Raw genomic sequence first — 26718 nt, 5'->3', positions numbered from 1 at the left:
TGTACCCTTTCTTTTAGAACGCTTTCATCTATATTTTACCAGAATTACAGCGTCGCATACGATATTGCGTTAGGGTATCATTTTATTATCTGACAAGGCAGCTTTTCTGATCAGAACAATCAACATTAATGATGTATCTAATATGAATAAATAAATTGGAAATGAGGCTGTACTAAATGACCAATGAGTGGTTGCCGCTAAAATTGCCGAGGTTGATGAAATCACACCACCGATGTAATAGATAGGGGCTTCGGTGTTGGGATAAAGCCAAGCCTTATGCAATGTTGGTAGCGAAGCAATCGCATCGCTAAGAATTGAAAAAATAATGGCAAGAATTGGATCATCAGTTAGGCGCCAAATCACGATGGCGAAGATAGCTACGATTCCGCAAAGGTAATCCAGAAAACTCAATTTCCAGTAAGCAGATTTGTTAAATATTGAAGCGATGAATACTAATAGAGGCATAAATCCAGCCATAAATACTGGTAAGATAGACCAATCAAAACCAGTTGCCGCAATCGTTGCGACAACAGAAATCAGTGGTGATACTGCCCACAGTAGCCAAGTCACTTTATTAGGTTGTGCTTTACCTTGTATGGTTGCGATTAAGTAAACTGAACCAAAAACAACGGAGCATAATGCACCGACTAACACAAGATATTGCATATTAATGGTCCTCGCTTAATATCATATCGATATGGGGGATGTCATCTTCTAGGTAGACATCAGAAACGGCTTGAAATCCAAAAGACTCATAAAAGTTGCGTAGATAATTTTGAGCGCCAATTTTAATATCCTTTTCCGGATAGAGCCGCCGAATTTCTTTGATGGTCTCGGTAACGATTTGACGGCCAAATTGTTGATGACGATAGGACTTGGCTACTAACACACGTCCAAAACGGATATAGTTTGGATCATCGTCAGAGATAATACGTGTATAAGCGACCAAACCATGATCATTTGTTAAATAAACGTGGCGGGCGTTAAAATCTTCATCATCAACCTCTTGATAGGCACAATTTTGTTCTACAACAAACACCTTGACACGTGCTTGCATAATAGTGATTAGTTCTGAACTATTTAGTTTATTGTTGTTTTTAATAGTAAGCGTTACTTCTGCCATGATTAACGCACCACCTCCTAGAAAAATAGATATTAAATGACTTCCTAATGCACAATGTTATCATATTTCGATAAATAAAAATGTATTTTTATTATATTTTTTAAATAAATATACATATTGGGTGTTGTTATTCATTATTTCTATGATACTTCATAAACGTTTAGCTTGACGATAATAATAAAATTCCGTAATCTTTAAGAAAAATAAGCAATTTAGTGGGGAAAACGTAATGAAGAATGTATATTTCAACCATGATGGGAACGTTGATGATTTAGTATCGTTATTGCTTTTGTTGCAAATGCCAGATGTTAACTTATTAGGGGTTGGGGTGACTGATGCCGATGGCTATGTTGAGCCATCGGTTTCAGCATCGCGAAAAATTGTTGATTTATTTGGTCATGAAGGTCGGCAACCGAGGGATATTGCCAAGTCAAATTCACGAGCTGCGCATCAATTTCCAAAAGAGTGGCGCTTAAGTTCGTTTTCATTTGATGATTTTCCAATTTTAAACGAGCATGGTGAGCCTAAAACACCAGTTGCGGCAAAAACAGGCCATCTGGACATGATTGATAAGATTAAGTCAGCGGATGACAGCGTAACTTTAGTTATGACTGGTCCATTATCGGACTTGGCACGTGCGCTAGATGAAGAGCCAAGCATTGTTGAAAAGATTGAAAGTGTTCATTGGATGGGTGGTGCTTTGAACAGCAAAGGGAATGTTGCTGAGCCGGGTGCCGACGACACGATGGAGTGGAATGCTTATTGGGATGCCGAGGCGGTGAAAAAAGTCTGGGATTCAGATTTGAAGATTATCATGGTCGGGTTGGATAGTACAGATCAAGTGCCTTTAACTGCTGAATTGCGGCAACGTTGGGCCAAGCAACGTCAGCACCCAGCGTTAGACTTAATTGGCCAGGGCTATTCATTAGTGCATTCGTTTGAGGCGAACTCGACTTATTATTTATGGGACGTGCTAACAACTTTGGCATCGGCCTATCCAGAATTAGTAGAATCGGTACAAGTAAAGACGGATGTGGTAACAACTGGTGCATCAGAAGGACGGACATATCAAACTGACGAAGGTCGTGAGATTACTTTTGTCACAAGTGTTAATGCAGAAGCCTTTTATGACAAGATTGATGAGCTAGCAAAATTAGGGGATAGTAAATAGTCGATAGATTGAACGAATTGAGGGAGTCATTCAAAATGGATAAGCAAGTGTTGATGCATCAAATTGCTAATAGATTAATCGTTTCATGTCAAGCGTTGCCAGGTGAACCGTTGTATACGGAAAAAGGTGGGGTTATGCCACTGTTAGCTCTGGCAGCACAACAAGGTGGTGCAGTTGGCATTCGTGCCAACTCAGTACGTGATATTCAAGAAATTAAGGCGGCGGTCAATTTACCCATTATTGGGATCATTAAGCGTGATTACCCACCTGAAGAACCGTATATCACGGCTACCATGCAAGAAGTTGATGAATTGATGATGGCGAAACCTGATGTGATTGCATTTGATGGCACATTGCGACCACGACATGATGGCCTAACGGTTAGCGAATTTATTGGTCAAATTAAGGAAAAATATCCAGAACAATTATTGATGGCAGACATTGCGACGTTCGCAGATGGCTTAAATGCATGGCAAGCAGGTGTTGATTTTGTTGGTACGACGCTTACTGGTTATACTGCGAATAGTGAAAAAATTGATGGCCCAAATTATCAATTGATCCAACAATTGGTTGATAATGGTATTGATGTCATTGCGGAAGGTAAAATTCATACACCTGAAGAAGCAAAAAGGATTCAAGGTATGGGTGTTGCTGGCATTGTCGTTGGTGGTGCGATTACCCGACCAAAAGAAATTACAGAGCGTTTTGTGCGTGAATTAAATTAGATTTTAAGCACAAAAGTGGTTGAGACAAAATAAATGTCTCAACCACTTTTTGATTACAAGGCCTTATATAAATTTATGACTCAAAATAAATATCCTGATGGCGCACGCATTTAGGATTAAATGCATGATGACAGTTTGGACATTCGTTTTGTGAATAATCTTGATAATCCATTGTCTGATGACACACACCACAAATGACGGACTTAGCTGTTGGATCAGCTGGTGCAAATTTGTGTGTCATGATGGCATCATGACATAGATAACAAGCAAAGTATCGATGACATTGGGCACATGCTAGGGCAACGACATCATTCTCAGTACGGTAGTGCATGCAACGTCCGTCTTGATCTAAATCAATACCGTGTATTGGTAATGTTGACTCATTCTTATCTAAAGACGGTTGTTTTGATAACTTCGCCACTTGTAAATGATTTTGTAATACCATGTTCATCCTCAATAATTAAACCACCATCATTGGCAATTTGTTTTGCAGTACCAGTAATCATTTTGTTACCCAATTTTAGGGTCACTTGTTTACCGATAACATTTGAACGCCGACGATATTCATCTAATAGAGCCGGAATATCACCATGGTCATAAGTATCAATAATACGTTGTGCTAGTGTAACTAATAATTGATTGCGATCAACCGTCACTTTGCTGTTGATACCTTGCGCAATATTTGATAATTCATCAGGGAAAGTTTCAGTGGTCAAATTTAGACCAATTCCCATAATGAATGCCGACGCTGACTTAGATTCAAGTTCAATATTTGCTTCGGTAATAATGCCGCCAACTTTTTTATCATTAATAAATAAATCATTGACCCATTTCAAATCAATCCGTTCATCCGGGAAGAATTGCTCCAAAGTTTGCGCAATAATAACCGCCATGCTGGTAGTTAGTAAGCCGACTTGCGACCAATCTTCGGTCTTGTTAGGCAGAACAATCGTGAAATATAGACCACTAGTGGCAGGAGAATAAAAGGCACGACCACGCCGACCATAACCACTGGATTGTGATTCAGCAGCAAAGATAACCGGCTTTTGTACTTGATGCGTGGTTAAATATTGCTTAGCTAGGTGCTGAGTTGATGTGACTTCTTGTTCAACAAATATGTCATCAACATGTTGATCATCCAAGTAATAGCGCACAATATCTTCGTCTAGAGTAGGTGTCTCAATATATTGATAGCCTAAATTTTTGCGGCTTTCAATATGATGATTCTTCTTTTTTAAAGCATTAATAGCTTTCCAAATACTTTCGCGACTGATTTGTAGGTCAGTTGCTAACTCGTCCCCGGATGTCCAGTCACCTTGATGAGCTAATAGTTCAAATAATACTTTTTGCTTGGTTGTTGTCACAATAATCTCCCTCTAAAAAATGCCTTGAAGCGCAGGTATTTTTCTTAATCGTCTAGCTAATATAACTGATAGTGTTGCTTTAATCATATCACCTGGTAGGAAAGCGACATTAGAAAGTAGTGCGGTCGTCAATGACATGTGTGATTGAACAGAAAGCCAGATTGAGCCAATGATATCAATCAATAAGACGCCAGCAATCATAACAGTTACTAATTCTAGCCACCAAGAAAGCCGATTGTGTTGTTTAAGTAAATAAAGTAATGATCCCAAGACTGCTGGTACGAGTAACCAGGCAATCAAATATCCGCCGGTTGGTCCAAGAAAAACGGCAAAGCCACCGCGTCCACCAGATAAGACTGGTAATCCGAAAAGTGCCAATGCTAAAAATAAAGCTGTAGATAATGTACCATATTTGGCACCTAATAATTCAGTTGTTAATAGGACGCCCATATTTTGAAGAATGATTGGTACAGGAATAAAACCAAGTGGGATACCTGGAAACACACCAAGAATAATCAAGACGGCGGTCATCATTGCGGCCAGAGTTAGTTTCTTTGTTTGTTGGTTCTGCATAATAGTTGTATCCAGTCTGAAAGATTTTTAGAACAAGTTCATTATAACGATTAGTAACCTTTAAATCAATAGTTGGGTTACTGTAATGATAATACGAACAATTATTGTTTATTTTTATTTTTAGTTAATAGATATGTTGATTTTACAGTGATAATAATGAATATGTTTGTTATAATCTTAGTTATTCAAGAACGATATATTTTTTGAGGTGATGATGATTAATTACAAAACAGTTTTACAAGGCAGTTATTATACGGCTATTGATGAAAATCAAGTGGGCCATCAGGCGAATAGTCTAGTTTGTATTAACGACGAAGGAACGATTGCGCGGATTGTTTTAGCAGGGGATGACGATTATCAAGTAATTGTTAATGATGCAAAACAGCAGGGGACATTGGTGTCCTTGTCTGATGACCAAGTGCTATTACCTGGCTTCATTGATTTACATGTCCATGCACCACAATGGCCAAATTCGGGATTAGCCTTAGATAGGCCGTTATATGAGTGGTTAGAAGAATATACTTTTCCATTAGAAGCCAAGTTTAAAGAAGCTAAGTATGCTCATTTAGTGTATGACAATCTTGTTGAGACATTGTTGGCCAACGGGACAACGACAGCCCTTTATTTTGGTTCGGTCGATAATACAGGTAATTTAGAGCTTGTTAAATCATGTCTAGCACATCAGAAACGAGGCTTTGTTGGGAAAGTTGTCATGGATAATCCAGAGCAAACACCAGCATATTACCGCGATGAATCAGCAACTGCGGCTCTAAATGAAACAGAAAACTTTATTCATGAAGTGGCAACTTTAAATGAAAACCAAACGATACCGGTAACCCCAGTGATTACACCGAGGTTTTTACCATCTTGTACAGATGATGTCTTGGCTGGTCTAGGCAAGCTAGCAGCTAAATATGATTTACCAATTCAGTCGCATTGTAGTGAAAGTGATTGGGAAAATGGGTACGCATTGACAACCCACGGTAAACGTGATGCCACTGTGTTAGATGAGTTTGGCCTATTAACGGATAAGTCAGTGATGGCGCATGGCACATTATTGAATGGTGAAGATATCCAGCGATTTAAAGATCGTGGCGTCGGTATTGCCCATTGCCCTATATCTAACGTCTATTTTGGTAACGCTGTATTGCCAGCTAAAAAATTACTGTCAGAAAATGTCAAAGTGGGGATGGGAACGGATATTTCTGGGGGCTATGATCCTAGTGTTTACCAAAATATTCGCCAAGCTATTATGTCATCACGGTTACTCAATGACGGGGTAGATAGTGAGATAACGCCTGACTTACGTGGTAAACATGATGCAGCAATTACTGCCAAAAATGCTTTTTATATGGCGACCGTTGGTGGAGCTAAAAGTTTAAATTTGGCGACGGGACAAATTAAAGAAGGCTATATAGCTGATTTACAGATTGTCCATGCAAAGTATCCAACGTTTGGTCAACAAGTGCCAGAAGATACATTCGAAAAATTGATGTATCAAACCACAGTATCGGAAATTGACCATGTGATGACACAAGGTGTTTTTGTTAAATAGAATGTTTCATGTGGAACATTGTGGACTAAAAGGAGAAGAAAAAGTTCATGGCTGAAGAGAAGAGTGGCTTATTAATTGGAGCAAATGATAAGGTTCCAGCAGCAGAAGCGGGCTTATTAGGTTTGCAACACGTACTTGCAATGGATGTGTATGTACCGCCACTAATTATTGCTGGTTTGCTTTCAATGAGTGCTGTAGAAACGTCCGGCTTCTTACAAGTTGCCTTTCTAGCATGTGGTATAGGTACTTTGCTACAAACATCAGTATTTATGAAAATGCCCATGTCACAAGGACCTTCATATGTTCCTATAGGGGCTATTGTGGGTGTATTCATGGCCAATGGAGCTGCTAATGGTGGCATGGCTGCTGTTATTGGTTCGAGTGCAGTCGCTGCGGTTTTGTTGATTTTACTTGGCTTATCAGGTGTTTATCAAAAAATAGTTAATACGTTGGTGCCATCTATTGTTGGTGGTACGATTATCACCTGTGTTGGGTTATCTCTGTTGCCATCAGCTTTGAATGATAATATTTTTAAAGCAAGTGGAAATATTTATCAAAATATTGAATTAGCTGCTATCACGATGGTAGCATTATTAATTTCAATTGCGATTGGGACACACTTACCACAATTACAGAGAATTTTTAAGATTGGTTCAATTGTGATTGCTTTGGCAGTTGGTACCATCGCGGCAAGCTTTATGGGGCTTATGAATTGGTCAACAGTAGCCAAAGCTGAATGGTTTAGCTTACCGCAATTTACAGCATTGCACTACGGGGTAAGTTTTAATATATCAGCCATCATTACGTTTATTATTATCTTTATGGTTTTAACTACTGAAACGACTGGTACATGGTTCGCCATGAGTGCGGTGACGAAGGAAGAAATTACTAATAAACAGTGGAATCGTGGTGTAATTGGTGAAGGTTTAAGTTGTTTGATTTCGGCTTTGCTAGGTAGTACGCCAATGACAGGGTATTCAACTAATGCTGGGGTTGTTTCAATTACTGGTGTCGCTAGCCGGCGAGTATTTGTGGCTGCCGGAATTTGGTTTGTTATTTTAGGATTCTTTGGTAAGTTGTCAGCATTACTTGCCGCAATTCCATCAGCGGTCGTTGGTGGTGTCTTTGCAGTTATTGTTGTAATCATCATGCTAAGTGGTTTGAATGTTATTGGTGATTTGAATATGACGGGGAATAAGGGTTATGTGATTGGTGTGCCAATTGTTATGACGTTAGCTTTGGTGTTCTTACCTGATAAGGTAGTTAACGATTCACCACAAATGTTGCAATATTTGTTAGGATCACCAATTACGGTGGCAGCAATTACGGCAGTGATTTTGAATTTGCTGTTATCAACAAAAAATTCAGTGGCTCCAGTATCTACTGTTGATTAGAAAATATTTGAGCGAAGAGAGCAGTGCGTTTTGTGCCGCCCTCTTCGTTTTTATTTACAACAAAAAACCGACAGCAACGACTTTTTCATTGCTATCGGTTTTAAATAGAAGTTAGTTTTACTCATCAGGCATCATGTACCGTAGATAGTAAGTGTTGTCTTTACCGAAGTAATACGTATGTCCATCAATCACGTGGTAACCTTGTACGGGTTGTCCATCATTTTCGATGTAGTACTTGTTACCATAGGCTTCCACCCATCTATTTGTCTGACGGACACCATTCTCGAAGTAATTGTACCTGCTGTTCAGCATACGGAATCCTGTGTAAAGTTTACCATCTTCAATCCAGCGCCAGCCGACACCTTCGAAGTTAATATAACCACTTGGGACTTCCTCACGTAGATAGTAAGTACCATTTGATCCGAAGAAGTATGCTTGACCGTTAATGAACTGATAACCTTGTACAGCTCGTCCATTACTATCAAGGTAATAGGTCAATCCGTAGGCCTTGGCCCATTGATTGTTCTGGCGAACACCATTAGTGAACCAGTAATAAGAACCAGCGTAATAGCGCATTCCGGTATATGGTTGTCCATTTTCTAACCAATTATACCCACCATTAGCAGTAGAAACTTCCGGTGAGTAAACGTAACCTGTTCTAGTGTCTTGTTGTGTATTTACTTGTTGCGTTGTGCTTGCAGTAGTATCTGCAGAAACCAATGTTGTCGGTGTGATGGCTAAGCCACCAAGGACAGCACCACCTACTAAGGCTGACACTAATGAAGCTTTACTAATAAGTCGAGTTGTCATTTTGTGTACCTCCTTTGTATATTATTAATTTTAACAAAGGCGGCAATATAATGTTACTAATACGTATCCAAAAAATGTCAAAATAATGACATCACATGCCAAAAAAGACTATTAAAACAAACTTAAATGCATGTTTATTAGAATTTAGACTTTATATCTGATGAAGCTGTAGAGGATATGATTGTTAGAATCAATGGTTGTTGAAACAGTCATTAAATGAGAAAAATGTATTTTTTATATCTCTTGCAAATTGTATATCACAGTGTTAAAATCGTTAATAATTAAAATTACATTAAAAATCCGATGAGAAGAGTAGCTGCTATGTATCTTTAACAGAAAACCTTGTAGATGAGATTAGGTATTGAGAACAGCGGTGAAGATGAGCTCTGATAATTTTCTTTTTTGTTCACGCAAAGGGAACGGTTGAATTCGTTATAATTCCAGTGAGGCACTATTTTCCGCGGAATAGTGTGAATAGGGATGGTAACGCGAATATTCGGCCCAAAGGTAAGTAATTGCCTTTGGGTCGATTTTTTTGTAAATTTTAAAAAATTAAAAATTGAGGTATATGAAACATGACAGAAGCCACTGTAAATAAAATTCAATTTCCAAATCGGTATGATGTCGTTGGTAGTTTGTTAAGAACGGATGAATTAAAGGTCGCACGTGACAATTTTGAGACAGGTAACATTATACAAGCACAATTGACGGCCATTCAATATGAAGAAACTAAAAAAATTGTTGATGAACAAGTTGCACTAGGTTTGAAAGATGTGACTGATGGTGAATTTAATCGTTCTTGGTGGCATTTAGACTTCTTATGGGGGTTAAATGGGGTGTCAACTTATGACTACCACAAGAGTTATAATTTCCATGGTAGTAAAACGCGAACGGATAATGTCGAATTAGTTGGTAAAATTGCCTATAACCCAGAGCATCCTTTCTTTGATAGTTTTAAATATCTGGCATCTATTACACCAGATGGCGTGACACCTAAACAAACGATTCCGTCACCATCAATGTTGTTCCGTGACAATCGTAGTGATAACTGGTCTGAATTTTATGATACTTATAATGAGTATCTGACGGATTTGGCTAATGCTTATCATCAAACGATCTTACACTTTTATGAACTAGGGGCGCGTTATGTACAACTTGATGATACAACGTGGGCATTTCTGATTAGTAAATTGCATGAGACGGCTGACCAACCAGAAGAGCATCAAAAGTATTTACAAATCGCTCAGGATGCAGTCACAGTTATCAATGCGCTATTGAAGGATTTACCAGAAGACTTGACGGTTACAACGCATATTTGTCGTGGTAATTTCCAATCAACTTATTTGTTTGCAGGTGGTTATGATGATGTTGCTGAGTATCTAGGACAACTAAATTATGATGGCGTCTTTTTGGAATATGATGATAGCCGTTCTGGTTCATTTGGACCTTTAGCTAAAATTTGGAATGGGGATAAAAATAAGCGCATTGTCCTTGGCTTGATTACTTCAAAGCAACCTAAGCTTGAAGATCAGAGTACGATAATCGACCGGGTCAATGAAGCGGCCCAATATGTACCATTGGAAAATCTTGCCTTATCAACACAATGTGGTTTCGCTTCTACAGAAGAAGGTAATAAATTAACACAACAGCAACAGTGGGATAAGTTACGTTTTGTTATTCAAACTGCTGAAAAAATTTGGGGCGAATAAATTTATTGCTAACTATTGAACTGAAAATAAGCGATTAGTCAAAGGTGTATTGCCAGGGTTAATCGCTTATTTTATTGGGCATGTCCAAAATACTTAAATGCCAGCAACAGTAAAGATGAAAGCGCTTAAAAAGTTAGTGAAATTCTGATATAATTAGCTTAAGCAGTTAATAAATATAAAATAAAAAAAGGAAACAGTATTGCTCCCTTTGAAAGGATTATTGTCATGACACTAACACCGCGTATTTCAATTGCAACTATGATGACTGTACTGCCACTAAAAGGGAAAATGTTTTTTGAAAAGTCGGCGGATGGCTACTTCAAAACATCAGATATTGGTCCTCAGATAGATATTTTCGTTAAAGACCCAGCTGATGTTGAACAAATGCTAACTGAATTTAATTATGCTATTGATGAGCATTCGGTTGATGAGAATAAAAACGAATTTATTCAATATACTGACTTAAAATTAGTTAAATAGACAAAATAAAAATGCCCTTAGGAAATTTTTGGTATTCCTAGGAGCATTTTTTCAGCTATTTAACTAATGATGTCTGTTGCACGTCGGCAATCGTCTTGGTACCGGCTAATTGCATTGTAATTTTGAATTCGTGGTTCAAATGGTTGACCACATCAGTGACACCCTGGGCACCACCTAAGGCGAGCCCGTATATAATTGGTCGCGCTAAGGCTACTAAGTCAGCACCAGATGCGAGTGCCTTAAAAACATGGGATCCGCGGCGCACACCACTGTCAAAAATAATTGGCACTTGGTGGTTAACAGCAGTGGCAATGCCCTGTAGAACGTCAATTGATGCGGGACCACCATTTAATTGACGACCACCATGATTAGAAACCCAAATTCCCTGCGCACCAGCACTAATTGCTAATAAAGCATCTTCAGGCGTTTGGATTCCTTTGATAATAACTGGCAGATCAGTGTAATCGATGACACGTTTAATATCAGCAACACCAATTTGATGTGCTTCGTTATCAAACACATCTTTCCCATGGCCGACACCAACATCAGACTGCCCAGAGCCGACACGAAAATCTTCTAGATTGGCCATTGGTACTGGAAAGTGGAAATCATTAACGACATCTGATTCACGGTACCCGGCCGCCGTTAGATCAGTTGTAATGACGATGGCTTTAATACCGGCCGCCGCTTTATCAAGTAGAAATTTGTTAAGACCGTCGTCTTGGCTAAGATATAATTGGAAAAATTGTGGCGCGCCACACCCTGCGCTGCTGCCGGTGCCATGACAATTGGTGTATCCAATGGTAGACCAAAGATACTTGTTTTGGTTTCTGGGTTACCAATATTTGATAATACATGCGGTAAAATCTGAGTATGGTTGAAAGCAATGGTATTTTCTCGTAGCGTCCATTCATCTTCTGAACCACCTCTAATAAAATCAAAGCCATCTTTAGGCAAAATTTCTTTTGCTAATTTTTCTAGTGATGGTAAGCTAACAACATTTAAATGTTGTTCTCGTTCACTCAATTCATAACCATTGACTACTACCAATATCATATCCCCAAAATTTCATTAATGTTTTTCATTATTTTATCATTTTTCGTTAGCTATCGTTTGAGGAATTTAAAAAATGAAGGACTTTAGGCTAAAGTATGAGAGGAATATTTGCATAATATACCATCCGGGTTATATTTATACGTAAGAGATTAAGAATTAAAGAGGTAAACACATGACCGGTATTCAACGACAAGAAGCCATTAAAGCAGCATTAAGTAATCCAGATACAGTCATTAGTGCCAATAAATTTGCGAAACAATTTAAAGTATCACGTCAGACTATTGTGGGTGACATTGCCTTGCTACGAGCAAGGGGCGAGCAAATAATTGCGACGCCACAAGGGTATCGTTATCAAATGAAACAACAGCAGCATACGATTTTAGTTGTTCAGCACACCGCAGCACAAATCGCCGATGAATTAATGGCTTTGGTGAATGCGGGTGTTACTGTGGCAGATGTACAAGTAGATCACCCAGTTTATGGGCTCCTAAAAGGTGAATTAGCTATTCAAAACACTGCTGATGTGAAGCAATTTATCTATCGTTTAGAACAGACCGATGGGGAACCATTATCAACATTGACGAATGGTTTGCATATGCATCAAATAGAGTATGAAGATGTGGCAGATTTAGAACAAGCCAAAACAGCATTAAGACAATTAAATATTTTGTATGAAAATTAGCTAGGTTGACAAGACACCCCCGTGTTGCTATGATTTAAACATCAAAATGGTGTCAAGACACCTAGATAGGAGTAGGCTGGTTATTTACCAGTTAGTATTTTAGTACGTCATGAGTAATATACGGAAACTGTTGACTGTTACGGGTTTAGCATGGCTGTTTGATGCCATGGATGTGGGGTTATTGTCATTTATTTTGGTGGCTATTCAACAGGAATGGGCACTCTCTTCAATGCAAGTAGGCTGGATTGGGTCGGTTAATTCGATTGGTCTTGCGGTTGGTGCGTTCACATTTGGTGCTTTGGCAGATCAAAAGGGTCGCAAGTTAATGTTGATCGTGACTTTGTTGGTTTTTTCAATTGCGACAGGGTTATCTGCTTTGACTGTCGGCTTTGTTAGTTTTATTATTTTACGTTTCTTTGTCGGAGTTGGCTTGGGTGGTGAATTACCGGTCGCTTCTACGTTAGTGTCCGAAAGAGTTCCTAAAGAGCGGCGCGGTCGAATTATTGTCTTATTAGAAAGTTTCTGGGCTGTCGGTTGGTTAATTGCTAGTTTGTTAGCTTACTTTATTATGCCCAAATTTGGTTGGCGCATAACGTTGGTTGTTTCGGCACTAACAGCATTTTATGTATTAGTACTGCGTCGGCATTTACCAGGTGATAAACAAACCAGTCACACGTCACCAAAACCTAAGGAATCAATTGGTAAGAAATTAGCCCAATTATTTCATAAAGATCATCGTCAGCAGACGATTATGCTTTGGATTGCTTGGTTTATGATTATGTTTTCGTATTACGGTATTTTCTTGTGGTTACCAAGCGTATTAGTTGGCAAAGGTTTTAGCATGGTGAATAGTTTCGGTTATGTTGTTATTATGACATTAGCGCAATTGCCAGGTTATTTTACGTCAGCTTGGCTTGTTGAGAAATGGGGACGAAAGCCAGTCATTGCACTATTTTTAGCAGGAACAGCAATCTTTGCCATGGTATTTGGTTTTTCTGATAGTTTGACTATGATTATGATATCGGGGATGTTGCTATCCTTCTTTAACCTGGGGGCCTGGGGAGCGATGTATGCTTATTCGCCTGAATTATATCCAACGTCAATTAGAGCAACGGCTAATGGTGCTGCGCAAGGCTTTGGTCGTTTAGGTGGTATATTAGGACCACTTTCAATTGGTTTCTTTTTGAGTTTGCATTTCACATTTGCACATATATTTAGTGTTTTCAGTGTTGCTTTAGTCATTGCAATAGTTGTTATTTTGACTATGGGTAAAGAGACACGTGGTACATCGATTGATTAATAAAATATGTTTTTAATGAAGAGGTTGGGACAAAACAACGGTCCCAGCCTCTTTGTGCTAAAAATGCATTAATTATAAGGCTATAAACTTTATAGCATAAACGTGTTCCAAAAGTCTGAAGTCTCAATGTGACGCGATTTGAGACATTCCTGTCTTTCGCTTTGCTTCGGCCAAAGTTGATGCAAATAATGTTACACACCGGCTTCAACGTTCTCTTTTTGACACATGAGAAATCTAGAACTTTGCTGTTTGATACTGGAAATGATAAGGTACACGTAATTATTGGTGCTTGTTCTTCAGAATATTTGTCAAGGAGGTTTGCCGATGACAAAGAACGTGAATGAAACTGATGTTGCACAAAACGAATTTCCAAAACAAGAACAGCCTGAACCAGGGCTGCAAAAAAAGATGACACCCGTCCCTGATGATGGTAGTACGAGTTATATTGGTCATGGCCGATTGAAAAATAAAAAAGCATTGATTACGGGTGGTGATTCTGGAATTGGTCGGGCAGTAGCAATTGCATACGCACATGAAGGGGCAGATGTGGTGTTGAATTATTTGCCAGCAGAAGAGGAAGACGCGCAAGATGTTAAAAATATTGTGACCAATTTGGGCAGACGGATTGCACTTGTCCCAGGTGATCTCAGACAGGAAACGTTTAGTCAGCAATTAGTTGCACAGGCAGTCTCATTTTTTGGTGATTTTGACATTTTAGTATTGGTTGCAGGAAAGCAGCACGCTGTATTTGATATTGAGGATTTATCGACAGATCAATTAGTTGATACTTATACGACTAACGTATTTAGTTTGGTGTGGTTGATTAAAGCAGCATTACCGCATTTGAATAAAGCGGGTAGCATTATTACAACAAGCTCGGTACAAGCAAAAAAACCTCTGCCATATCTGGTTGATTATGCAAGCACAAAAGCGGCTATTCGTAATATCACGGAAAGTTTAGCCAAACAGTTGGCACCTAGAAATATCCGTGTAAATTGTGTCGCACCTGGACCAATTTGGACACCGTTCCAGATTGCGGGTGGTCAGCCACAAGAAAAGGTTCCAGAACTTGGTAAAAATACCGCAATGGGCCGACCAGGTCAGCCAGCGGAGGTAGCAGGTGCTTATGTTTATTTGGCTTCCGGGGATGCGACATATGTGACGGGAGAAACTATTCATGTTGCAGGTGGTTGAAGGTATTAGAATTAAAATTTACAGATTGATAATTAATAAATTTTTAGCATAAAAAAGGTGGTTAAGACAGAATAAATGTCTTAACCACCTTTTTTGTGTATGTTTCATGTGGAACATCAAATAATCTTGTAAGCTTCGAGTTGAATTTATTGATAAACTTTTTTCAGATTATCCAAATCTTGTGTAGTTAGGGTTGTTTTACCTTGATCAACTGGATACATCACTGAATCCTTATTTTGCGTATGATCTAGGCCAAGCGCATGACCAATCTCGTGAACTGCGGCAGATAGTCTAGCCGGGTAGGCGGTGTTAAGCGTCGCCTTACCGTGATTATAATCAGAGCTAACTAAGCCATATTGTGAATATATTTTTGGTCCACCAACACCTAGTTCTTGCATATTATTTTCATCACTGATGGTTTTATTGTAGATACCGAGACGTAAAGTGTTTTTTGAATCATCTTGCTCTGTGGCAGTTAGTTTCACAATACCCGTTTGATTGTAGACATCAATGGCTTGTAAAAAGATTTGGCGAGTTGCTTCTGGCACATCATCATCAAAGTAGTATCTGTATGTATTCGATAATTCTTTATCAACAACGATTGATTCTAAACCAGATTCTGACTGTGACTCGGAATTTTGTGTATCCGAATGGGTTTCAGTTTTACTGTCGACTAAAAAGGGGATTTTTTCTGACCAATTTTTTAGGTCAACGGTCAGCGTGGTGAGTTGATTATTGATTTGTTGGCTAACCGTGGGAGTTGTTGCCCAATTATAGACAAGGATGGCGACAATAATTAAAAAAATACTTTTTAAGAATTTCAATGCGGACTCCTTTCTAATGGTCTTTAAGTGATGTTTTATAAGCCATGTTACATAATAACATACGAAATTAAGGGTTACCTTATAGTGAGAGAATTTTGAAATTAAAGAGGTTGGGACAAAACAATGGTCCCAACCTCTTTGTGCTAAAAATACATTAATTATAAGGCTATAAGTTTTATCGCATAAACGCGTTCCAAAAGTCTGAAGCCTCAATGTAACGCGATTTACGACATTCTTGTCCTTCGCTTTGCTACGGCCAAAAATGACGCAAATAACGTTACACCCCGGCTTCAAAGCGACTTTTGTCTCGCTCTCATTTATTGCATATTAACTATAGAAAAGCTTTAAATTAATGTCCTGATTGTAATTGCCGAATCCTTTACCAAATAAGGTACAGCCACCTTGGTTTTCAGACTCTGTTTTGATTGCAAAACGAATTTTAAATGTTTGTCGAGAAATATCAAGATCAGATAGGGAGATAGAGGTAAATGGTTGGCCGTCTAAGTATGTGCCATGGTTCGTGATGCGCAAGATTTTTTGTATACCATATTGATTCACGTTATCTGGCACCCAATCAGGGGTGTACTTACCACGGATATCGGAAAAATCACCAGGGCTTGTCCAAGTGCCAACTTCGACGTCATTGATGTAGAACGTAATATCTGATGGCCAGGCATTATTTGAAAATGGAAATTCAGAACCTAGTTCGATAGACATATCCAACATTTCAAGATGTTCATTTTTTTCTAAAAAATTGGGCGATTGGTATTCAACAAAGCCATTAGAAAACCAAATCATACCAGCATAAATCCGGTGTGGATCCATAAAATAGGCGGGATTATCTACTTTACCAATGTAGTCATCCTGTCCTGCTAATCCGCAAGATGGTTCTACGGAAAAGTCTGTGTATTGTCCGACGGGAATGTTTGTTTCGTGAACATCGAAGGATGGATAAATACGCTCTGGAAATCTGACCGATATATTATCCACTTTTAACATAGAAAGTTTATTATGTCCGTCTTTTGCAAAAGCAATAATACCAGCATCTGCTAAGGTTTGCAGATGTTTGAGCGTAATTGTTGTACTAATGCCAAGATGATCAGCGATATCGCGCACATTGAGTTTCTCGTGAGATAAAATTTGAATAATTTTCAAGCGCATGGGATTTGCGAGTGCTTTATAAACGGGTAATGAATTTTCAGAAATATCTAATTGCATATGCGAACTCCTAAAATAACAAAAATATTGTTTGTTTATTAAACAATAACATAAATGTTTCTTTTTAGTGAATGAAAAGACTTTTTAAGGGTTCTTTTAATAATAAAAGTGTTATTTATATCATAAAATCAGTAAAAAAGATTAACAAAAAGGTATTGAAAGCGCTTGCAAAGTGATTTAAAATAAACGTGTTGAGAAATAAATCACATACTAAAAAGGTGGTACAAAAAATGGCTAATAATTATATCAACCCGTTAATTATTCAACGGGCTGATCCATATATTTATAAACACACAGACGAGTATTACTATTTTACTGCATCTGTTCCTGCTTATAATTTAATCGAAATTCGCCGTGCCAAGACAATTAATGGATTAGCACATGCGATGCCAAGGACTGTTTGGCGTAAACATGATCAGGGTGAAATGAGTCAACTGATCTGGGCGCCAGAAATACATTATATCAATAACAAATGGTATATCTACTTCGCTGCAACAGATACAACTGAGTTCGATGAATTAGGTATGTTTACCCATCGCATGTATTGCATTGCATGTGATAACGACGACCCAATGGTAGGTGAAGAGGTCTGGCATGAAAAAGGACAAATTGTGACTGATAAGGACACTTTTAGTTTAGATGCGACGACCTTTACGCATAATGACAAACTCTATTATGTTTGGGCGCAAAAAGATAAAGAAATTAAGGGGAATTCTAATCTATACATTGCTGAAATGAGCAATCCATGGACGCTTAAAACGCAACCAGTCATGCTTTCAAAACCGGAATTTGATTGGGAAACAAAAATCTTTTCAGTGAACGAAGGACCAGCTGTCTTGAAACGAAATGGGAAAATCTTTATTACCTTTTCTGGATCGGCTACTGATGAAAATTATGCCATGGGCATGCTATGGATAGACGATAGTGAAGATGTATTGGATGCAGATAAATGGCACAAACTTGACCATGCTATTTTCCAATCAGATATGGACAATGGCCTATACGGTCCGGGACATAACTCCTTTACCGTCGCAGAAGATGGTGAAACAGATCTATTAGTTTATCACGTACGAAATTACTTAGATATCAAGGGTGATCCACTATATGATCCTAATCGTCATACGATGGTTCAGCCGTTTACCTGGAATAGTGATGGCTTTCCAGAATTTGGTAAGCCAGTACCGTTTTCATTTGATTAGAAAATACAGAGGGGAGTAATAACATGAGCAACATGGTAAAAGAAAGTCGCCATTTTTGGGGATTTGCTCTTTCAGAATTTAGTTATTTCTTTATTTGGGCAATAACATATGGATTCCTGACATTATGGCTAGAGAAAGTTGCTAACGTAACTGGTGCGCAGGCAGGAGTTATCTTTTCATTGATGGCAGGTATGTCGTTAGTGTTCCAACCTATCTTTGGCGTTGTTTCTGATAAGTTAGTCTTTAGAAAGAACTTATTGTTAACGATTTCGATTGCGGCAATTTTAACCGGACCATACTTCCAATGGTTGTTTATGCCACTTTTCAACATTAGTCCAATTCTAGTATCTGTGATTACAGGTGTTTTCTTGGCCTTTGTTTTAAATGGTGGTGTTTCAGTTATTGAACAATATGTTGAACGTGCTTCAATAGCAAATAAATTTGAATATGGTCATGCCCGCATGGGTGGCTCAGTTGCAGGTGTCGTTGCTGCGATTGTGGCCGGTCGTTTAATTCTGTGGGAACCAAATTCAATTTGGTGGGCAACATCAGCAGCCGCCGTATTTTTGACATTACTATTGGTATTTTCAACTAAGATAAATTTTGAAAATGCTGCAGCAGTTATGGGTGACAATAAAGATGAAAAGATGACCAAAAAAGATATCTTCTCAATCTTTAAATTACGTAACTTCTGGATTTTAGCTTTGTTCTATATGGGTGCTTCGGCCTTATTTGATGTTTTTGACCAACAATTTATTGTTTTCTTTAAAACTTTTTTTGAAACAGATGCACAAGGTACAATGGTTTACTCATACATGACTTCTGCGCAAACCGCATTAGAATTGGTTCTGATGATTCCAATGCCTTATATTATTAACAAAATTGGTGCCCGTAATGGATTGATTATTTATGGATTCTTAACTTGTCTACGAATCGTTGGGTCAGCATTATCACCTTCATGGATTTGGATTATATTCTTCCGCTTGTTGGCTGGACTTGAAATGCCATTATTGCTTGTGTCAATTATGAAGTACATTGCAGAGGCATTTGATATTCGTTTGTATGCAACTATTTATGCTTTGGCATCAAATTTTGCTAAGCAAATCTCTGTGTTCATTTTCTCTTCTGCTGCTGGATCAATGTATGACTCAATTGGGTATCAACATACGTACCTTATCTTAGGCGGTATCGTGTTTGTGATTACATTGATTGCTGCCACATTCCTTGAAAAAGGCCAGAAATTGAGCACGGTTAAGCATTCTGATGATGTTGAAACAGATGTTGTCGAAGAATGACACCACACATGAACAAACGTTATCAGTTAAACGTTATCAGTTGATCTAACGAATCAAATTTCAGAAATTGATCCTAGATTGTGGGGTTCTTTTACGGAACACCTTGGGCGCAGTGTTTATGAAGGTATTTATCAACCTGAGCATGAAACGGCTGATGAAGATGGCTTTCGAAAAGACGTTATTGAAGCAGTAAAGAAGCTGAAAGTGCCGCTTATTCGTTATCCAGGTGGAAATTTTGTGTCTGGTTATAATTGGCAAGATGGTATTGGCCCTAAAGATGAACGACCAGTGCGTCTTGATTTAGCCTGGCGTAGTTTGGAAACTAATCAATTTGGTTTGCATGAATTTATTAAATGGTGTAAAAAAGTTAATGCTGCTCCTGATATGGCGGTAAATCTTGGTACACGAGGAATTGATGAAGCACGAAATTTAGTTGAGTACTGTAACTTTCCAAAAGGGACATATTGGAGTGATTTACGGCGTAAAAATGGTGCTGAAGAGCCGTTAAATATTAAAGTTTGGTCAGTTGGAAACGAGATGGATGGTGACTGGCAAATCGGACATCAAACGGCACATGAATATTGTCGTTTGGTGCATGAAACTGCCAAAGCCATGCGTTTGGTTGATCCGAGTGTTGAGTTAGTTGCTTGTTGTAGCTCAAATCATCAAAATGATACCTATGGTAGTTGGGAAGAAACAGTTTTAGATAATGCGTATGATGATGTCGATTATTTATCTTTGCATCAATATTATGATAATTATGAAGATAACTTGTCAGAGTTCTTAGGTAAATCCGTTGATTTTGATAATTTTATTTCAGAGGTTACTGCAATTAGTGATGCTGTGAAAGCGCGGAAACATAGTCATAAGCAAATTAACTTAGCTTTTGATGAGTGGAATGTATGGTATCACTCAGTAGGAGCAGATGATGAGCAAGAACCATGGACACAAGCACCGCATTTGTTGGAAGACCATTATGATTTTGAAGATGCGCTATTGGTGGGAAGCTTAGCGATTACGCTATTGAAACATGCTGACCGGGTTAAGATTGGTTGTTTGGCACAGTTGGTGAATGTGATTGCGCCAATTATGACGAATACTGATGGATCACCATCAGTTTGGTACCAAACAATTTTCTACCCATTTATGCAAGTCTCAAATTATGGTCAAGGAATTGCCTTGACGCCAAAACAAACGGTACCAACATATCAAGCAAAGGAATATGAGGTGCCTTACGTGGATTCGATTGCTGTTTATAATCCAGAGACAGCAGAAGTGGTTGTTTTCATTGTTAATAAGGCCAATGAACAAACGGCATTCACTTTGGATATAGATAGTGCAAAGCTGGGTGAAGTTGTTGCAGCAACACAATTTACTGGGTATGATATTCATCAAACGAATGAAGATCAATCTATGAATCTACAAGATTTGAAAGATGTGAATGTTGTTGGCAATCAAGTTAACGCACAACTAGAACCACTTTCTTGGAATATGATTCGTATTAAGGCTGAGGCATAACCTGCAAGTATATTTCGCCTGGATCCTTTTAAAACTTAAAAAGAAGAATATAGAGATTTTATAATCAAAGATCCCAGATAATTATAGCCTGTGAGCCAGTAATTATCTGGGATCTTTATGTTTAAGCATGAGCGAAAACAGAGTCGATCAATTGTTTACCTTTAGCATAATTAGCTTCACGTTCGCTTTGGGGCATCATACTGCCACCAGTTGCCCAAACGATATGAGTTGCGTTCGGAGAATTAAAGGTCGGCATATTGTTGATTGTCGGTGCGATACCAGTAAAGACAGCTGCAGCAGAAGGTTCAACTGTAATATGTTGCGTATCCTGTAGTTGGGTGACATATCGGTAAATGTCTTCGTCAGGGAAAGTGACGCTACCAAATAGTAGTGTGCGCATCACCTTGCCAGCCAATCGTGACGGACGACCAACTGCTAGACCGTCAGCCGCAGTTAGACCGTCCAGACCAATATCATAAACCGAGATGTGATTATTGAGTTTTGTCATCATCCCAAGTGTCACAGAAGGTACGTGGGTCGGTTCGCAGAAAATTGCGTGAACATGTGGTCCTAGGATGGTCTTTAGACCGAAAGTCACACCGCTAGGACTGCCACCAACGCCGGCGGGTAAATATACGATAACCGGATGTTCTTGGTCAACTTTTATCTGGTGCTCCTTTAGTTGCTTCTGTAAACGTACAGCTGCAACGGCATAACCTAAAAATAAATCGTTAGATCCTTCATCATCAACAAAGTGAATATTAGGGTCTAAGGCAGCATCAGCACGAGCCTTTGGGATGATTGCCGAAAAGTTCGTATTGAATTCCTTAACCGTTACGCCGTTCTCACGTAGTTTATCTTTTTTCCACTGACGAGCATCATGCGACATATAAACGGTGGTTTTAAAACCAAATGTGGCTGCCATGATACCGACACTTAATGCCAAATTGCCAGTTGAAGCAACAATGACACCGTATTTAGAAAATAATTGACGAAATTCGGTAGAAGCTAACATAGCGTAATTATCCATGTTAGTTAACCTGCCATTAGAAATCGCGATTTCTTCAGCAAATTTCAGGACTTCATAAATGCCGCCACGGGATTTAATTGAACCTGAAATGGGTAATTGATTATCAGCTTTTAAAAACAAACGACCAGTCAGCTTTTGTTGTGTTTGATGTTCCCAGGATTCATGCATATTCTTTAATGGCATTAAGGGGGATTCGATAATACCGTTTGTAGCAGCTGTTTCCGGGAAAACCTTGGCTAAGTAGGGGGGAAAAACGTTCTAAACGGACGGCAGCATCAAGAATGTCGGCTTTTGAAAACGGCAACTCAGCTGTCTGATTATAGTCGGGATTACGCCAAAAAGTCGGCTTTGCGGTGATCAAATCTTGAATTTGTGGATAGTCTGTTATCAGCGTTTCTAAGTTCATGTACCAGTCATCCTTTCGTCTTCAAATTTAAAATTATTATAACGTAAAGGAATAGTAACTAGACCAATTATGTTAGCTAATGTGACGCGTTATTTATTTGTCTATATTCGTTTTGGGTTTAATCATTCGGTGACGCTTGGCTTGCCGTAATTTCAATTATTAAAAAATTGCTATGTTATTCTCATTTATTATTGTAGAATTATGATAATCTGATGAAAACGAAGGTGATTTACATGAAGTCAAACCGCCATATGGATAATGTTTCACGAGTGGTTGTGAAAATAGGCACGAGCTCTTTAATGCATGCGAATGGTAAATTGAATTTGCGGGCGATTGATCAGTTAAGTTATACCTTAACGGGACTAGTTAATGAAGGTAAACAGGTTATTCTTGTCAGTTCAGGTGCAATCGGTGCCGGGATGGGTCGCGTAGGATTGACTAAACGGCCGGAACAGATTCAAAAGCAACAAGCTTTGGCTTCAATTGGGCAAAGTGAGTTGATGACGGTGTACCAACAACGATTTGCAGCTTATGGTCAACAAATTAGCCAAGTGTTATTAACACACGACGTCTTAGACTATCCACAGAGTAGAGCATATGTTCATAATACAATGGAGCAACTATTAGACTGGGGGATTATTCCGATAGTTAATGAAAATGATACGGTGGCGGTTGATGAATTGGATCATCGTACGACTTTTGGTGATAATGATCAATTATCCGCAATTGTTGCGGTACGTTCGCATGCGAATCTGCTGATTATGTTGTCAGATATTGATGGTTTTTATACTGGTAATCCGCATCAAGATACCGAAGCAAAATTGATTAGGGAATTGCATGAGGTAACTGATGATTCATTGAAAAGAGCTGGTGGCGCAGGCACGGAATTTGGTACGGGTGGTATGATGACAAAGTTAAAAGCAGCAGCTGAAATTTTAGCGCATCATCAGATGATGATTTTGGCAAATGGTGCTAATCCGTCGATTATTTTTAATATTATGAATGGCGAGGAAATTGGCACACTTTTTATGCCAAAAGATATGAGTGAGGGAATGGACGATGACAGAACTGTTGAATAAAATTGGGAAACAAGCCCAAATAGCCGCCCAAACGCTGGCGCAAGTGCCCACGTCTACTAAAAACCAAGTGCTGTGCGCAATGGCAGATGCTTTGGAGGAAAGAACACCGGAAATTTTAGAAGCTAACCAAGCGGATTTAGCAGATACGACCGGCTTAGAAGATAAATTCATTGACCGCTTAACATTGACTGCAGATCGTTTGGCAGGTATTGCGGATGGTGTGCGGAAAGTAGCCAATTTATCTGATCCATTAGGAAACATTGAGCGGGGATGGACAACTGATTCGGGCTTAGAAATCAGCCAAAAACGCGTGCCGCTTGGTGTGGTTGGCATTATTTATGAAGCACGCCCAAACGTGACTGTTGATTCGGCGGTGCTTTGCTTTAAATCAGGTAATGCGGTTATCTTACGTGGTGGCAAGGAAGCATTGCAAACTAATATTAAAATAGCTGTGATTCTGCGTGAGGTTTTGGGCGCATTTAATTTACCAAAGGATATCGTTCAAGTCGTGGCTGAGACATCACATGAACTAGCGCAACAATTTATGCGCCTGAATGAGTATATTGATGTGTTGATTCCACGTGGATCAGCTCGTTTAATTCAGACAGTTGTGGCACATGCAACGGTACCGGTTATTGAAACAGGCGCTGGTAATTGCCATATTTATGTGGATGAAACGGCTGATTTACAGATGGCGATAGATATTGTCATTAATGCTAAAACACAACGACCATCGGTTTGCAATGCAACTGAAAAGCTACTTGTTAATGCGGCAATTGCGCCTGATTTCTTACCACAAATTGCGCAGGCGTTGGCTAGCAGTCATGTAGAAATTCGTGGTGATGAACAAACTTGTCAAATTCTGGGTGATCAGGTACGACCAGCTCAGCCAGAAGATTGGGACATTGAATATAATGATTATATTATTGCAATTAAGATAGTTGATGGATTAGATGAGGCTGTCAGTCATATTAATCAGCATAACACCAAGCACTCGGAAGCGATTATCACGACTGACTATGAACATAGTCAACAATTTACGCAACAAGTTGATGCAGCGTGTGTTTATGTGAATGCGTCAACCCGTTTCACGGACGGTTTTGAATTTGGCTTTGGTGCCGAAATTGGTATTTCAACACAAAAGCTACATGCACGTGGACCAATGGGCTTGAAAGAGTTGACGACAACGAAGTATGTTATTTTAGGACAAGGACAAATTAGATAATAAAAAACGACAGGACACTGATAATTTCAGTATCCTGTCGTTTTTTATTTTAATTTATTAGCGAGTAGGATTTATTCCCACTCAACAGTTGCAGGTGGCTTGGCTGTAATATCATAGACTACGCGGTTAACGTGATCTGTTTCGTTGACAATGCGACGAGAAATCTCTTCTAATACGTCCCATGGCAACTTGGCAAAGTCAGCTGTCATACCATCAACCGACGTGATGGCACGAATAGCAATCGTGTGGTCATAAGTACGACCATCACCCATGACACCAACTGAACGAACACCTGGCAAAACGGTGAAGTATTGCCAAACTTCGTTATCCAAACCTTGCTTAGCGATTTCATCACGTAAGATGGCATCAGATTCACGGACGATTTCTAGCTTATCCTCTGTGACTTCACCAAGTACACGGATTCCAAGGCCTGGTCCAGGGAATGGTTGACGCCAAACAAGGTCGTGTGGCATACCAAGCTTTTCACCAAGTAGACGAACTTCATCTTTAAACAGTTTGTTCAAAGGTTCAATCAATTGGAATTGAATGTCTTCTGGTAGTCCACCAACATTGTGATGAGACTTGATTGTTTGTGCTGTATCAGTACCAGACTCAATAACGTCAGTATATAACGTACCTTGTGCCAAGAAGTCGATACCATCTAACTTAACAGCTTCTTCGTCAAAGACACGAATAAATTCGTTACCAATGATTTTACGCTTTTGTTCAGGGTCAGTAACACCAGCTAGCTTATTCAAGAAACGTTCTTGCGCATCAACTTTGATGATGTTTAGACCAAACTTACCACCAAGGGCGTCCATCACTTCATCGGCTTCATTCTTACGTAGTAAACCATGATCGACGAAAATCGATGTTAATTGATTGCCGATGGCTTTGTGTAGCAAAACACCGACGACAGATGAGTCAACACCACCTGAAAGGCCTAGTAGGACGCGTCTGTCACCGACTGTTTCGCGAATTTTAGCAATTTGCTCGTCAATGAAGTCATCCATTGACCAGTCACGATTTGCGTGAACAGCATGATCGATAAAGTTTTCCAGAATCTTCATACCATAAACGGTGTGGCGAACTTCCGCGTGGAATTGAACACCGTATAGTTGGCGTTCAGGGTTTTCCATCGCAGCAATTGGTGTACTATCAGAAGTGGCGACGGCAGTGAAACCATCTGGTACTGCGCTAACAGAATCACCGTGTGACATCAAAACTGTTTGTTCTGCTGGTGTTTCAGCAAATAGTTTTGAGTGCTCATCAGTAACCTTCAAAACGGTTTCACCATATTCGGATGTGCCACTTGCAGGTTGCACTTTACCACCAGGCAACATGTGTGCCATTAGTTGCATACCATAGCAAACACCTAAAATAGGGATGTTAAGATTGAAAATTTCTGGATCGATAGAAAATGCACCGTCAGCATAAACGGAATTAGGACCACCCGAGAAAATTAGGCCTTTGGGTTTTAGTTCTTTAATTTCAGCTGCGGTAATAGAGTGTGGCTTTAATTCAGAATATACCCCCAATTCACGAATGCGTCGTGAAATCAGTTGGTTATATTGAGAACCAAAGTCCAAAACAAGAATACTATCGTGTGTATCTGTGTTGGCCATGATATCCCCCATTTAAATTGATAATTCTATTATACGTAATTTGTGACAAATTTCAATGATAGTTTATGCTAATGTTCGTTATTGAACAAAAAGCTTTCATGTAAATTTTCTAATAATGCGTTAAATAAAATGAATATTTTTTAATCTGTTTTTCATTTAGTAA

At 39.0% G+C, this 26718-nt stretch carries 23 protein-coding genes and 2 pseudogenes; 14 read left to right on the top strand and 11 right to left on the bottom strand.

The window, feature by feature from the left end:
* Positions 1–69 precede the first annotated feature (69 nt).
* Both FOL01_RS10135 and FOL01_RS10130 read right to left on the bottom strand, forming a co-directional pair.
* Positions 70–666, bottom strand: a complete 597-nt coding sequence (locus tag FOL01_RS10135; RefSeq protein WP_075270512.1) for a hypothetical protein — start codon at positions 664–666, stop codon at positions 70–72.
* A gap of 1 nt (position 667) precedes the next feature.
* A complete protein-coding gene (locus FOL01_RS10130; RefSeq protein WP_075270511.1) occupies positions 668–1123 on the bottom strand; it encodes a GNAT family N-acetyltransferase in 456 nt (151 codons plus the stop codon).
* 229 nt (positions 1124–1352) lie between these two features.
* On the opposite strand from FOL01_RS10130, the gene FOL01_RS10125 reads away from it, so the two are divergent.
* Positions 1353–2294: a nucleoside hydrolase gene (locus FOL01_RS10125; RefSeq protein WP_075270510.1), complete on the top strand. Its 942-nt coding sequence runs from the start codon at positions 1353–1355 to the stop codon at positions 2292–2294.
* Positions 2295–2329: 35 nt separating this feature from the next.
* Positions 2330–3019 carry an N-acetylmannosamine-6-phosphate 2-epimerase gene (locus FOL01_RS10120; protein WP_075270509.1) on the top strand — a complete coding sequence of 230 codons (690 nt, stop codon included), beginning with the start codon at positions 2330–2332 and terminating at the stop codon, positions 3017–3019.
* Positions 3020–3092: 73 nt separating this feature from the next.
* Here FOL01_RS10120 and FOL01_RS10115 read toward each other — a convergent pair whose 3' ends face one another.
* Genes FOL01_RS10115 through FOL01_RS10105 form a run of 3 tightly spaced genes read right to left on the bottom strand, consistent with a single transcriptional unit; the run spans position 3093 to position 4956 of the window.
* The gene (locus FOL01_RS10115) at positions 3093–3464 is read right to left on the bottom strand and encodes a CHY zinc finger protein (RefSeq protein WP_083603490.1); all 372 of its coding nucleotides are present in this window, start codon (positions 3462–3464) and stop codon (positions 3093–3095) included.
* Positions 3406–4383 carry a biotin--[acetyl-CoA-carboxylase] ligase gene (locus FOL01_RS10110; protein ID WP_075270508.1) on the bottom strand — a complete coding sequence of 326 codons (978 nt, stop codon included), beginning with the start codon at positions 4381–4383 and terminating at the stop codon, positions 3406–3408. Before FOL01_RS10110 ends, FOL01_RS10115 begins: the two co-directional genes overlap by 59 nt.
* A 12-nt stretch (positions 4384–4395) precedes the next feature.
* A complete protein-coding gene (locus FOL01_RS10105; protein WP_075270507.1) occupies positions 4396–4956 on the bottom strand; it encodes a biotin transporter BioY in 561 nt (186 codons plus the stop codon).
* A 214-nt stretch (positions 4957–5170) separates the two neighbouring features.
* Between FOL01_RS10105 and FOL01_RS10100 the strand changes: the two genes are divergently transcribed.
* Both FOL01_RS10100 and FOL01_RS10095 read left to right on the top strand, forming a co-directional pair.
* Complete coding sequence (locus FOL01_RS10100) at positions 5171–6511, top strand: amidohydrolase family protein (protein ID WP_075270506.1); 1341 nt, start codon at positions 5171–5173, stop codon at positions 6509–6511.
* A 47-nt stretch (positions 6512–6558) separates the two neighbouring features.
* The gene (locus tag FOL01_RS10095) at positions 6559–7905 is read left to right on the top strand and encodes a uracil-xanthine permease family protein (RefSeq protein WP_075270505.1); all 1347 of its coding nucleotides are present in this window, start codon (positions 6559–6561) and stop codon (positions 7903–7905) included.
* Between the two features lie 117 nt (positions 7906–8022).
* On the opposite strand, the gene FOL01_RS10090 is transcribed toward FOL01_RS10095, so the two are convergent.
* Positions 8023–8715, bottom strand: coding sequence for a hypothetical protein (locus FOL01_RS10090; protein WP_075270504.1), 693 nt, complete (start codon positions 8713–8715; stop codon positions 8023–8025).
* A gap of 575 nt (positions 8716–9290) precedes the next feature.
* Between FOL01_RS10090 and FOL01_RS10085 the strand changes: the two genes are divergently transcribed.
* Both FOL01_RS10085 and FOL01_RS10080 read left to right on the top strand, forming a co-directional pair.
* On the top strand, positions 9291–10424 hold the full coding sequence (locus tag FOL01_RS10085; RefSeq protein ID WP_075270503.1) for a vitamin B12 independent methionine synthase: 1134 nt from the start codon (positions 9291–9293) through the stop codon (positions 10422–10424).
* A 225-nt stretch (positions 10425–10649) separates the two neighbouring features.
* A complete protein-coding gene (locus tag FOL01_RS10080; protein ID WP_075270502.1) occupies positions 10650–10904 on the top strand; it encodes a hypothetical protein in 255 nt (84 codons plus the stop codon).
* A gap of 55 nt (positions 10905–10959) precedes the next feature.
* Here the strand turns inward: FOL01_RS10080 and FOL01_RS10075 are convergent.
* Positions 10960–11954, bottom strand: a pseudogene (locus tag FOL01_RS10075) (alpha-hydroxy-acid oxidizing protein).
* A 178-nt stretch (positions 11955–12132) separates the two neighbouring features.
* Between FOL01_RS10075 and FOL01_RS10070 the strand changes: the two are divergent.
* From FOL01_RS10070 to FOL01_RS10060, 3 genes are all read left to right on the top strand, one after another.
* Positions 12133–12642 (top strand): transcription repressor NadR, encoded by a 510-nt coding sequence (locus tag FOL01_RS10070; RefSeq protein ID WP_075270501.1) that lies wholly within the window; start codon positions 12133–12135, stop codon positions 12640–12642.
* Between the two features lie 109 nt (positions 12643–12751).
* On the top strand, positions 12752–13942 hold the full coding sequence (locus FOL01_RS10065; protein WP_075270500.1) for a niacin permease NiaP: 1191 nt from the start codon (positions 12752–12754) through the stop codon (positions 13940–13942).
* A 324-nt stretch (positions 13943–14266) separates the two neighbouring features.
* Positions 14267–15136 carry an SDR family oxidoreductase gene (locus tag FOL01_RS10060; RefSeq protein ID WP_075270499.1) on the top strand — a complete coding sequence of 290 codons (870 nt, stop codon included), beginning with the start codon at positions 14267–14269 and terminating at the stop codon, positions 15134–15136.
* A gap of 146 nt (positions 15137–15282) precedes the next feature.
* On the opposite strand, the gene FOL01_RS10055 is transcribed toward FOL01_RS10060, so the two are convergent.
* Together FOL01_RS10055 and FOL01_RS10050 are read right to left on the bottom strand one after the other, a co-directional pair.
* Positions 15283–15960: a matrixin family metalloprotease gene (locus FOL01_RS10055; RefSeq protein WP_075270498.1), complete on the bottom strand. Its 678-nt coding sequence runs from the start codon at positions 15958–15960 to the stop codon at positions 15283–15285.
* A 327-nt stretch (positions 15961–16287) separates the two neighbouring features.
* Positions 16288–17178, bottom strand: a complete 891-nt coding sequence (locus tag FOL01_RS10050) for an ArsR/SmtB family transcription factor (protein WP_075270497.1) — start codon at positions 17176–17178, stop codon at positions 16288–16290.
* Positions 17179–17408: 230 nt separating this feature from the next.
* Between FOL01_RS10050 and FOL01_RS10045 the strand changes: the two genes are divergently transcribed.
* From FOL01_RS10045 to arfA, 3 genes are all read left to right on the top strand, one after another.
* Positions 17409–18377 (top strand): glycoside hydrolase family 43 protein, encoded by a 969-nt coding sequence (locus FOL01_RS10045; protein ID WP_075270496.1) that lies wholly within the window; start codon positions 17409–17411, stop codon positions 18375–18377.
* Positions 18378–18400: 23 nt separating this feature from the next.
* On the top strand, positions 18401–19672 hold the full coding sequence (locus tag FOL01_RS10040; RefSeq protein WP_075270495.1) for an oligosaccharide MFS transporter: 1272 nt from the start codon (positions 18401–18403) through the stop codon (positions 19670–19672).
* A gap of 78 nt (positions 19673–19750) precedes the next feature.
* Positions 19751–21190 carry an arabinosylfuranosidase ArfA gene (gene arfA, locus FOL01_RS10035; protein ID WP_083603489.1) on the top strand — a complete coding sequence of 480 codons (1440 nt, stop codon included), beginning with the start codon at positions 19751–19753 and terminating at the stop codon, positions 21188–21190.
* Between the two features lie 121 nt (positions 21191–21311).
* Here the strand turns inward: arfA and FOL01_RS10030 are convergent.
* Positions 21312–22626, bottom strand: a pseudogene (locus tag FOL01_RS10030) (D-serine ammonia-lyase).
* A 233-nt stretch (positions 22627–22859) separates the two neighbouring features.
* Here FOL01_RS10030 and proB point away from each other — a divergent pair.
* Both proB and FOL01_RS10020 read left to right on the top strand, forming a co-directional pair.
* The gene (proB, locus tag FOL01_RS10025) at positions 22860–23705 is read left to right on the top strand and encodes a glutamate 5-kinase (protein WP_075270493.1); all 846 of its coding nucleotides are present in this window, start codon (positions 22860–22862) and stop codon (positions 23703–23705) included.
* Positions 23686–24930: a glutamate-5-semialdehyde dehydrogenase gene (locus FOL01_RS10020; protein ID WP_075270492.1), complete on the top strand. Its 1245-nt coding sequence runs from the start codon at positions 23686–23688 to the stop codon at positions 24928–24930. The genes proB and FOL01_RS10020 overlap by 20 nt, the downstream gene beginning before the upstream one ends.
* 71 nt (positions 24931–25001) lie before the next feature.
* On the opposite strand, the gene guaA is transcribed toward FOL01_RS10020, so the two are convergent.
* Positions 25002–26555, bottom strand: a complete 1554-nt coding sequence (gene guaA, locus FOL01_RS10015; protein ID WP_075270491.1) for a glutamine-hydrolyzing GMP synthase — start codon at positions 26553–26555, stop codon at positions 25002–25004.
* Positions 26556–26718 lie beyond the last annotated feature (163 nt).

The sequence above is a fragment of the Weissella thailandensis genome (assembly GCF_001932615.1).
In the GTDB taxonomy this organism is placed as follows: Bacteria; Bacillota; Bacilli; order Lactobacillales; family Lactobacillaceae; genus Weissella; species Weissella thailandensis.
The sequence above is the reverse complement of the archived record's forward strand: the minus strand, read 5'-3'. Positions and strand labels throughout refer to the sequence as shown.